Here is a 10,466-nt window from a genome sequence, read left to right on the forward strand (position 1 = left end):
TGTCGGATTCGGGCTTGGTGTGCGCGGTCGCCGCGCAGGATGATTGCTGCCGAATCGCGGCGCGCAATCCGGACGGAAATTCGATGGCTAAGAAGGTGATGATCGTCGAGGACAACGAGCTCAACATGAAGCTCTTCCGCGACCTCATCGAAGCAAGCGGCTACGAGACCGTGCGCACGCGCAACGGACTGGAGGCGCTCGACCTCGCCCGCAAGCATCGGCCCGACCTCATCCTGATGGATATCCAGTTGCCCGAAGTGTCGGGGCTGGAGGTCACCAAGTGGCTGAAGGAGGACGACGACCTCCACACGATCCCGGTGATCGCCGTCACCGCCTTTGCCATGAAGGGCGACGAGGAGCGCATCCGCCAGGGCGGGTGCGAGGCCTACATCTCCAAGCCGATCTCGGTGCCTCGTTTCATCGAGACTATAAAATCCTATCTCGGCGACGCCTGACATGCTCGCCGGTTGTCACAGGGTACCGGCATGACCGCTCGCATCCTCGTTGTCGACGATATCCCGGCAAACGCAAAGCTGCTTCAGGCACGGCTGCTTGCCGAGTATTTCGAGGTCTCGACGGTGTCGAACGGATCTGACGCCATTTCCGCCTGCGAAAACGGCAACGTCGATGTCGTGCTTCTCGATGTCATGATGCCAGGCATGGACGGGTTCGAGGTTTGCCGCCGGCTGAAGGCCGAGCCGGCCACCGCCCACATCCCCGTCGTCATGGTGACGGCGCTCGACCAGGCAGCGGACCGGGTGCGCGGGCTGGACGCAGGCGCGGACGATTTCCTCACCAAGCCGGTCAATGACCTGCAACTGGTGACGCGGGTCAGGAGCCTGGTGCGCCTCAAGGTGCTGACCGACGAGTTGCGCCTGCGCGCGTCGTCCACCCACAGGATCGGCGTCGAAGGTCTGCTGTCGCATTCCGGCCTTCTGCAGAATTCGTTGCCGCGGGTGCTCTTGATCGATGAGCAGACCTCGTCCGCCGCCCACATCTGCGCCTTGCTCGATGGGGCTGCCGAAGTGGACCTTGCCCTGGACCCGCAGTCCGGCCTGTTTCAGGCCGCAGAGGGCAGCTATGAGTGCGTGCTGGTCTCCACCGGATTCGCCGCGTTCGACCCGCTGAGGCTGTGCTCGCAACTGCGCTCGCTCGAGCGTACGCGCTCGCTGCCGATCGTGCTCTTGGCGGGCACCAAGGAGGACGAGCGCATCCTGAGGGGACTGGAGCTGGGCATCAACGACTATGTCGTTCGCCCCCTCGATCCGCAGGAACTGATTGCGCGCCTGCGCACGCAGGTGCGGCGCAAGCGCTACAATGACGAACTGCGTCAGAGCGTCAGCCAGACCATCGAGATGGCCGTCACCGACGGGCTGACCGGCCTGCACAATCGCCGCTATCTCGACGGCCACTTGCCGAAGCTGTTCGAGCGCGCCATCGCCAGGCGTCGGCCGCTCTCGGTGATGATCACCGATCTCGACCGCTTCAAGCAGGTCAACGACACCTATGGCCACGACGGCGGCGACGAGGTGCTTCGCGAATTTGCACGCCGGATGAGGAAAAGCGTCCGGGGCATTGACCTTGCATGCCGATTTGGCGGCGAGGAGTTCGTGATCGTGATGCCCGACACGGACGGAGCTCTCGCCGAGGTCGTGGCCGAGCGGATCCGCAAGGAGGTTGCCCAGACGCCGTTTGCAGTCAGCGGCGCAGCCAAACCGATACCGGTCACCGTCAGTGTAGGTGTGTCGTCGCTACGGCAGGAGGGCGACAGCGTCGCCGGCCTGATGAAGCGAGCCGACCTTGCACTCTATGACGCCAAGACCGCTGGCCGAAATCGAGTGGTTGCAAGCGCTGCGTAGGGCTGCAACCTCCGAATGGCCAATAGAGCTAAGCTCAATTGTTTACCTTGTTCCGCGTGATTCGCAGCCGTGGTTAAGAAAGTGTTGATTTCCAAGTAATCTTGCGCGACTGTGGAAACGAGAACACGAACGGACGTCGGCACGAGGAGCTAGGCCGGCAAGTTCGCTCGATACCCCATGATGCTCAGGTCCGCCGCATCTCCTGGGTCCGTGGGGTCGGCCGGCCGGCACTGGCACATAGTGGCCTCCTCGTACCGCTGCCAGATAGCCGACCGGCCCCCTTTATCATCCAACTTTCGCGATCGTCGAAGGCGAGGGGCCGCGGCCGTCTGGCCGCGCGAGATCGCCTGGCTGCAGTGCCAAACGAAAACGCCGCCCGGAGGGCGGCGTTTGGCAATCGGATCTGGACCCGAATTACTTGATCTTCGTTTCCTTGAACTCGACGTGCTTCTTGGCGACCGGGTCGTACTTGCGGAACGACAGCTTCTCCGTCTTCGTGCGGCTGTTCTTGCTCGTCACGTAGAAGAAACCGGTGTCGGCGGTCGACAGAAGCTTGATCTTGATGTTTGCAGCCTTGGCCATGATTCTCGTCCGTTAGATGTCTGGTGTTGCAACCGCCTCATGACGGGAAACGACCCCGGACGCGGAAAACTTAGCGCGACACATAAAGATCGCGCCTGGAAAGTCAAGCCTCAGAGCGCGAAAGCCTCGATTTCACGGCGATCCGGCCCAATCCGAGAGCCATGTAGCCAGCGAAGAACACGGCCAGGGCCCAGCCGAATCCGTTGGGGCCGAATGCATCCATGAAGATGCCGATCGCCTGGGGGCCGAGGATCATGCCCAGGCCGTAGCAGAAGATGAAGGCGGCATTGGCGGAGGCGAGGTCGCGGCCGGACAGCTGCGCGCCCAGATGGGCCAGGCCTACCGTGTAGAGGGCGGCGACCACGCCGCCCCACACGAACAGCATGCCGGCCATGAGGTGCCAGTTGCCGGCGATCCAGGGCATCGCGAGGGTTCCGGCCAGGCCGGTCGCGGCGCAGATGAGCAGCAGCGTACGGCGATCGTGCACGCGGTCGCTGATCATGCCGATCGGAATCTGCAGGATAACGTTGCCGAGGCCGATCATGGTGAGCAGCATCGCCGCGTCGCCCTCGCTGTAGCCGATGCGCTGGCCGTAGACCGGAAACAGCGCGAAGCCGCCGGTTTCCACCGCGCCGAACACGAGCACGGCCGCCGTCGCGGTGGGCACGATCCAGATGTAGCGGAAGAAGCCGCCGCTGCCGCCTTCGGCCACGATCCGGGGGCTTTCGGCACGCGCGAGCAGCACCGGGATCGAAGCCAGCGTCACCAGTCCGAAAGCCAATCCAAAGGGCAGGAAGCCGTCGCTGCCGATCTGGGAAAAGATCCAAGGGCCGGCGGCGAAGCCGAGCGACAGAACGGTGGCGTAGATGCCGAGCACGAGGCCGCGGCGGTGGGGCGGCGCGCAGGCACTGATCCAGAACTCCGACAGGATGAACAGCACGGTGAGCGCGAAGTGAAGGATGGCCCTGAGCGGAAACCACATCCAGAATGCGTCGACGAAGTAGAAGCCGACGAAGGCGAGGGCGCCCGCAAAGATCATTGCGAGCATGGTCCAGACCACACCGAAGCGCATGGCGATCGGCGTGGCGACAGGTGCCGCGGCGATCGAGGCGATGCCGGCGACGGCGGTGTTGAGCCCGATCATCGACGACGAATAGCCGCGTGATTCGAGAATCACGCTGAGCAAAGGAATGCCGAGCCCGATGGCTATGCCGACGACGCTGATGGAGCCGATGGCGGCCGAAATCGATCGCCAATGCACACGCTCGTCGCTCTCGGTCTCCCGGATGGTCTCGTTCATGTCTGGGCGGCCTAAAGAATGACGCGACGGAAGCGCTTGTTGAGCATGCGGTAGAAGGGCACCTGGCCGCCGGGGCTCAGGTCCGGATCGCTCTCCAGCCGCTGTCTGAGATCGCCGAGCACCGACCGCGTGATCTCGGGTATGTCGGCCTGCATCGCCTGCTCGAGCGGCAGCCATACCAGTTCCTCGAGTTCGTTGGTCGGCCCGCCTTCCGGCAGTTCGACCGCCACGTCGCTACGCCAGGCCGAAAGGAAGCGCGTGTCGAAGCGCCTGACACGTCCCGGAGGCGTGATCGCGCGGGCGATGAAGCGCAAGGGAGCGAGGGCGGGCTCCACCCCCTGTTCGGCGAACCCTTGCCAGTCGGGCTTGGTGGTAGCGAAGGTGTTGCGCCGTCCGATCAGCAGGCCGGCTTCCTCATAGGTCTCGCGGATGGCCGACAGGGCGATAGCGCGGGCGCGGGCCACGCTGACAAGCCCGATGCCGGCGCGCAGTTTTTCCAACTCGGCGGGATGCAGTTCGTCGGCGACGCGGATGCGGCTGTCGGCCGGGTCGGTTCGACCGCCTGGGAAGACGAATTTTCCGGGCATGAAGGCGTGCTTCATGTGACGGCGCCCCATCAGCACCAGCACATCGCTGCCCTTGCGGTCGAGGAGGATGAGGGTCGCCGCGTCGCGCGGCCTGAGCGGAGCGGGGCCGGTCGCCATCTCGCGCGCCTCTAGCCGGTCGAGTTCTGCTTTGCTGATGCCATCCATCGCGGCTGTCCTAACGGAATGTCGGGGTGGAGGGAAGCGCTTGGCCGCATGCGGGCATTGCGCCAGCGGGAGGCTCAGGCCTCGGGATGACCCTCGATCTCGTCGTCCTCGCCGCCGAAACCGTGCATGTAGAGCGCCCACTGCATGCCGACGACCCCTCCCTTGACGGGGCGCAGCAGGGCGAGGGCCGAAATGATGGTCAGCGGCACCCAGATTGCCAGGTGCTGCCAGGTGGAGAGCGAGGTCGTCGCCTCCACCGCCATGAACGCCCCGACGACGATGTGGCCGACGATCACCACGACGAGATAGGCGGGTAGGTCGTCGGCGCGGTGGTGGAAGATATCTTCGCCGCAGACATCGCAACGGTCGACTGTCTTGATGAAGGATGCAAACAGCTTGCCCTCGCCGCAGTTGGGGCACTTGCCCAACAGGCCCCGCTTGATCGCAGGCCAGAGCGGGCGCGCCTGCCGGTCGACCTGCTGGTGACCGCCGCCGAATACCTGTTCTTCCATAGTCATCTCCTGCCGCGCGGTCCTCGCCTCGGCTGAGAGGCGCGGGCACGCGTTCGTTGCCCCTTCGCCTTGTGGAACGACCGTTTCGAGCCGGGCAGGGGCTTCGGTTCGGTTAGCATCTCGAAGCGCATGGCGCCGGCGAGCGGGGCGATTTCGACCAGCCTGACCTGAACGCGGTCGGCCAGCTGATATCCCTTGCCGGTGCGCTCCCCGAACAGCGAGCGGGCAGCTTCATCGAAGTGATAATAATCGTCACCCAAGGATGACACGGGGATGAAACCATCCGCGCCATATTGCGGCAATTGGACAAATAGTCCCGCCTTGACGACGCCGGAGATGCGGGCGTCGAAGGTCTCGTCGACACGCTCGGCCAGGAAGCCGGCGATCAGCCGGTCGACGGTGTCGCGCTCGGCCGCCATGGCGCGGCGTTCGGTTTGCGAAATCAGCCCGGCGATTTCTTCCAGACGCGCTTCTTCGGAGGGCGTCAGCCCGCCGGCGCCGAGGCCGAGCGAGCCGATCAGGGCGCGGTGGACGATGAGGTCGGCATAGCGGCGAATCGGCGAGGTGAAATGCGCGTAGCGGCGCAGGTTGAGGCCGAAATGGCCGATATTGTCGGGGTTGTACTCGGCCTGGCTCTGCGAGCGCAGCACCACCTCGTTGACCAGCTGCTCGTTGTCTTCGCCGCGGACGCGCTCGAGGATGCCGTTGAACTGGCTCGGCCGCATCTGGGCGCCGCGCGCCAGCGACAGCCCGATCGTCTGCAGGAATTCGCGCAGCGATTCCTGCTTGGCGAGCGAGGGGCCGTCGTGGATGCGGTAGACGAGCTTCTGCTTCTTGTTTTCCAGCGTCTCGGCGGCCGAGACGTTGGCCTGGATCATGAATTCCTCGATCAGCTTGTGGGCGTCGAGGCGGTCGGGCACGACGACGCTGTCCACCGTGCCGTCGGGCTTCAGCAGTATCTTGCGCTCGGGCAGGTCGAGCTCCAGCGGCTGGCGTGCGTCGCGGCCGCGCTTGAGCACGTCATATGCCGCCCAGAGCGGCTTGAGGACGGTTTCCAGGATCGGCGTCGTCTTGTCGTCCGGAGTGCCGTCGACGGCGGCTTGGGCCTGCGGATAGGCGAGGCGGGCTGCCGACCGCATCATGATGCGGTGGAAGGAATGCCTGATCTTGCGGCCCTCGGCCGAGAATGTCATGCGGACGGCGAGTGCCGGGCGGTCGACGCCTTCGCGCAGCGAGCACAGGTCGTTCGAGATCCGTTCCGGCAGCATCGGCACGACCCGGTCCGGGAAATAGACCGAGTTGCCGCGCTTCAAGGCCTCGCGGTCGAGTGCGGTGCCCGGCCGCACATAGGCTGCAACATCGGCGATGGCGACGGTGACGACCACGCCGCCGACATTCTTCTCGTCAGTGTCCGGCTCGGCATAGACGGCGTCGTCATGGTCCTTGGCGTCGGCCGGGTCGATGGTGACGAGCGGCAGTTCGCGCCAGTCCTCGCGGCCGTCGAGCGTGGCCGGCCGGATGGCCTCGGCTTCGGCGATGACCTCCTGCGGGAAGATGTGCGGAATTTCGTGGGCGTGGATGGCGATCATCGAGACCGCCTTCTCGTTGGTCAGCGAGCCCAGCACCGACAGCACCTTGGCGCGCGGCAGGCCGTAGCGGCTCGCGCGGGCCGGCTCGACCTCGACCAGGTCGCCCGGCTTGGCGCCGTTCTGGAATTCCTTGTCGACCACCAGCTCGGGCTGGCGGCGCTCGACCGGCTCGATGCGGAAGGTGCCGTCGGCGAGGATGCGGAAGATGCCGAGAACCGTGTCGGTGCGCTTCTCGAAGACCTTCATCACGCGCGCCGTATAGGCCGGCTCGCTCTCGGTCCCGATGTGGTCCTCGATAGGAAAGGTCTTGGCGAGCACGCGGTCGCCGACGCCGGGGGTGGGCCCGTTGCCGCCGCGCGGCAGCCTGATCTGGACGACGGGGCCGTCCGGCTGCTCCGACGGGCGGGCCAGAAGCGCGCCTTCCTCGTCACGGCCGAAAATGTCGAGCACCGCGACATGCGCGAGCTGTCCGACCCGGTGCAGGCGCTTGCGGCTCTTCTCGAGCAGCCCTTCGTCCTGCAGGTCGCGCAGCAGGCTCTTCAGCCAGATGCGGTCGTCGTTCTTGAGCGCGAAAGCCTTGGCGATGTCGCGCTTGCCGCTGCTATCCGGATTCTCCGCGATGTAGCGGAGAACCTCGTCGCGCGAGGGGCGATAGACGTCCTTGCCCCTGACCTCGTCGCTTGCGGCGCGTCTGGAGCCGGCGTTTCGTCCGGAAATCTTGCGCGCCAAGGTGGGTCAGTCCTTCTTTTTGGCTTTGCTGCTGGCCGGCTTTTTGGCCCCGCCGCGCGCCGGCTTCTTGGCTCCCCCGCCTTTCGCCTCTCTCTCGGCGATCAGGACGAGGGCTTCCTCCAGCGTCACCGAGGCCGGGTCCTTGCCCTTCGGCAAGGTAGCATTGACCTTGCCGAAATTGACATAGGGTCCGTAGCGTCCGTCGCGGACGGTGACGTTGCCGCCGCCGCCGGGGTGCGCGCCAAGGTCCTTGAGCGCAGCCGGCGTGCCGCCGCCGCGCGCGCCCTTGCCCTTGGACTGCTTCTCGGCAAGCACGGTCACGGCCCGGTTCAGGCCGATCGAGAACACGTCCTCGATGCTCTCGAGATTGGCATAGGTGCCGTCGTGCAGCACGAAGGGGCCGTAGCGGCCGAGACCGGCCGAGATCATCTTGCCGGTTTCGGGGTGCTGGCCTACGTCACGCGGCAGTGCCAGCAGTGCCAGCGCCTTCTCGTGGTCGATGGTTGCCGGCGTCCACCCCTTGGGCAGGCTCGAACGCTTGGCGTCCTTGCCGTCGCCGCGCTGGATGTAGGGGCCGAACCGGCCGCTGCGCAGCGTGATCTCCTCGCTGGTGTAGGGGTCGGTGCCGAGAACCTTGGTGCCGTCCTCCAGGCCGCCGTTCTCGCCATTGCCGTTCGGGCCGTCGAGCTGGCGGGTGTAGCCGCATTCGGGGTAGTTCGAGCAGCCGACGAAGGCGCCGAACTTGCCGAGCTTGAGCGACAGGTTGCCGGTGCCGCATTTCGGGCAGATGCGCGGATTGGAGCCGTCCTCGCGCTCCGGGAAGACCAGCGGCGCCAGTTCCTCGTTCAGCGCGTCGAGCACGTCGGTGACGCGCAGTTCCTTGATCTCGTCGACGGCGCCCGAAAAGTCCTTCCAGAAGTCGCGCAGCACGTCGCGCCAGGCGAGCTTGCCGTCCGAGACCTCGTCGAGCTTCTCCTCCAGCGAGGCGGTGAAGTCGTACTCGACATAGTGCTCGAAGAAGCTCTCCATGAAGGCCGTCACCAGCCGCCCCTTGGGCTGGGGCACCAGCTTGCGGTTCTCGATCTTCACGTAGTCGCGGTCTTCGAGCGTCTTCAGCGTCGCGACATAGGTCGACGGACGGCCGATGCCGAGCTCCTCCATCTTCTTGATGAAGCTCGCCTCGGAGTAGCGGGGCGGCGGCTCGGTCGTATGATGGGTGGCGTTGATGGTCTCGCGCTTCAGCGTCTCGTCGGCGCGGATCTCGGGCAGCCGGCGGTTTTCCTCGTCCTCCGAATCCTCGTCGCGCTGGTCGGTATAGGCCGCGATGAAGCCGTCGAAGCGGGTGACCGAACCGATGGCGCGCAGGCCCGCGAGCTTGGCGCCGTTGCGCGCCTCGATCTCGACGGTGGTGCGCTCGATCTCGGCCGGCTGCATCTGGCTGGCGATCGCACGCTTCCAGATCAGCTCGTAGAGCCGTGCCTGGTCGGCATCGAGATACTTGCGCATCTCGGCCGGGCTGCGGTTGAAGTCCGTCGGCCGGATCGCTTCGTGGGCTTCCTGCGCGTTCTTGGCCTTGGTGGTGTAGAAGCGCGGCTTCTCGGGCACGTACTTCGCGCCGAACATCTTGCCGATGGCGTCGCGGGCGGCATCGATCGCCTCGGGCGCCATCTGCACGCCGTCGGTACGCATATAGGTGATCAGGCCGGTGGTCTCGCCGCCGAGGTCCATGCCTTCGTAGAGGCGCTGGGCAACCTGCATGGTCCGGGTCGCCGAGAATCCGAGGCGCGAGGATGCCGCCTGCTGCAACGTCGAGGTGGTGAAGGGCGGCGCTGGGTTGCGCTTGGTCGGCTTCGCCTCGACCGAAAGCGCCTTGAACGATGCGCCTTCGAGCATGGCCTTGATCTCGTCGGCCTGGCCCTGCGAGGAGATGTCCAGCTTCTGCAGCTTCTTGCCGTCGTAGGCGACGAGCTTGGCTTCGAAGCTCTCGCTGCGCGGCGTGCCCAGGATCGCGGCGATCTGCCAGTATTCCTCGCGCACGAAGCGTTCGATCTCCGCTTCGCGGTCGCAGACGAAGCGCAGCGCCACCGATTGCACGCGGCCGGCCGAGCGTGCGCCGGGCAGCTTGCGCCAGAGGACCGGAGACAGCGTGAAGCCGACGAGGTAGTCGAGCGCGCGTCGCGCCAGATAGGCGTCCACCAGCGGTGGGTCGATCTCGCGCGGATTGGCGATGGCGTCGAGCACCGCCTGCTTGGTGATCGAGTTGAAGGCAACCCGCTTGATCGACTTGTCCTTCAGCACGCGCTTCTGCTTCAGCACTTCGAGCACGTGCCAGGCAATCGCCTCGCCCTCGCGATCCGGGTCGGTTGCGAGGATGAGCCCGTCGGCGTCCTTGACCGCCTTGGCGATGTCGGAAAGCCGCTTGGCCGACGCCGTGTCGACCGACCAGGACATGGCGAAGTCGTCATCCGGCTTCACCGATCCGTCCTTGGCTGGCAGGTCGCGGACGTGACCGAACGAGGCCAGAACCTTGTAGTTCCGGCCCAGGTATTTGTTGATGCTCTTCACCTTGTTGGGTGACTCGACGACGACGACGTCCATATGCGGCTGATTTTCCACTGAAGCGCCTGACAACGGCCAAGGCGCGTGACGGACAGATTTCAATTCGCACGTCAAATGGCCGCCCTTTTTCGTCCGGTCAAGGGGAGGGGGGCAAAAACGGGCAGTCTGTCGAGTAATGCAACCTGTGGTTATTCTTTTGAGAATGTTGCAATCTGTAGTCGTTTTGCTATATTTCCGCCATTGCCGGTTGAGCAACTCTCGCCGGCGGATGCCGTGGCGGGTGCTGACACCCGTCAGGCACTTTCGAAGGACAGTGATGCCATGCATCAGAGCGCGCCCGTCCGACGGCGGGCCGAAACGTTGGACTAGAGCGGCGGACGCTCAGATTGAATCAAGAGGGATTCCATTGAGGCAAACTTGGTGATTCACTTCCGGTAGGAGGTGATTTGCGATGCCCAAGCCCTATTCGATGGATCTGCGGGAACGTGTTGTCGGTTATGTCGAGGCCGGCCGTTCACGCCGCGCGGCCGCGGCGCATTTTGGGGTGTCGGTTTCGTTCGTCGTGATCCTGATGAGGACCTATC

Annotated in this window: 8 protein-coding genes; 2 read left to right on the top strand and 6 right to left on the bottom strand. The window is 65.1% G+C overall.

Going from position 1 to position 10,466, the window contains the following annotated elements:
• Positions 1-83 precede the first annotated feature (83 nt).
• Positions 84-455 (top strand): response regulator, encoded by a 372-nt coding sequence (locus tag AmiPiv_RS19045; RefSeq protein ID WP_108607955.1) that lies wholly within the window; start codon positions 84-86, stop codon positions 453-455.
• A 30-nt stretch (positions 456-485) separates the two neighbouring features.
• Positions 486-1,859 carry a PleD family two-component system response regulator gene (locus AmiPiv_RS19050; protein ID WP_340039066.1) on the top strand — a complete coding sequence of 458 codons (1,374 nt, stop codon included), beginning with the start codon at positions 486-488 and terminating at the stop codon, positions 1,857-1,859.
• 414 nt (positions 1,860-2,273) lie between these two features.
• On the opposite strand, the gene rpmG is transcribed toward AmiPiv_RS19050, so the two are convergent.
• From rpmG to topA, 6 genes are all read right to left on the bottom strand, one after another.
• Positions 2,274-2,441 (bottom strand): 50S ribosomal protein L33, encoded by a 168-nt coding sequence (gene rpmG / locus AmiPiv_RS19055; protein ID WP_019173400.1) that lies wholly within the window; start codon positions 2,439-2,441, stop codon positions 2,274-2,276.
• A 103-nt stretch (positions 2,442-2,544) separates the two neighbouring features.
• A complete protein-coding gene (locus AmiPiv_RS19060; RefSeq protein WP_340039101.1) occupies positions 2,545-3,702 on the bottom strand; it encodes an MFS transporter in 1,158 nt (385 codons plus the stop codon).
• A gap of 50 nt (positions 3,703-3,752) precedes the next feature.
• The gene (locus AmiPiv_RS19065; protein ID WP_340039077.1) at positions 3,753-4,493 is read right to left on the bottom strand and encodes an NUDIX hydrolase; all 741 of its coding nucleotides are present in this window, start codon (positions 4,491-4,493) and stop codon (positions 3,753-3,755) included.
• 74 nt (positions 4,494-4,567) lie between these two features.
• Positions 4,568-5,005: a DUF983 domain-containing protein gene (locus tag AmiPiv_RS19070; protein WP_340039078.1), complete on the bottom strand. Its 438-nt coding sequence runs from the start codon at positions 5,003-5,005 to the stop codon at positions 4,568-4,570.
• Positions 5,006-5,007: 2 nt separating this feature from the next.
• Positions 5,008-7,323, bottom strand: coding sequence for a ribonuclease R (gene rnr, locus AmiPiv_RS19075; protein ID WP_340039079.1), 2,316 nt, complete (start codon positions 7,321-7,323; stop codon positions 5,008-5,010).
• Positions 7,324-7,329: 6 nt separating this feature from the next.
• Entirely contained in the window at positions 7,330-9,921 is a 2,592-nt protein-coding gene (topA, locus tag AmiPiv_RS19080) for a type I DNA topoisomerase (protein ID WP_340039080.1), read from the bottom strand.
• Positions 9,922-10,466: the final 545 nt, after the last annotated feature.

The organism is Aminobacter sp. Piv2-1, assembly GCF_037625995.1.
Lineage (GTDB): Bacteria > Pseudomonadota > Alphaproteobacteria > Rhizobiales > Rhizobiaceae > Aminobacter.

Bases quoted from the DNA above. Each gene is read 5' to 3' on its own strand.
- AmiPiv_RS19050 (WP_340039066.1), top strand. From the start codon at position 486: ATGACCGCTCGCATCCTCGTTGTCGACGATATCCCGGCAAACGCAAAG.
- AmiPiv_RS19045 (WP_108607955.1), top strand. From the start codon at position 84: ATGGCTAAGAAGGTGATGATCGTCGAGGACAACGAGCTCAACATGAAG.
- AmiPiv_RS19065 (WP_340039077.1), bottom strand. From the start codon at position 4,493: ATGGATGGCATCAGCAAAGCAGAACTCGACCGGCTAGAGGCGCGCGAG.
- rpmG (WP_019173400.1), bottom strand. From the start codon at position 2,441: ATGGCCAAGGCTGCAAACATCAAGATCAAGCTTCTGTCGACCGCCGAC.
- topA (WP_340039080.1), bottom strand. From the start codon at position 9,921: ATGGACGTCGTCGTCGTCGAGTCACCCAACAAGGTGAAGAGCATCAAC.
- AmiPiv_RS19070 (WP_340039078.1), bottom strand. From the start codon at position 5,005: ATGGAAGAACAGGTATTCGGCGGCGGTCACCAGCAGGTCGACCGGCAG.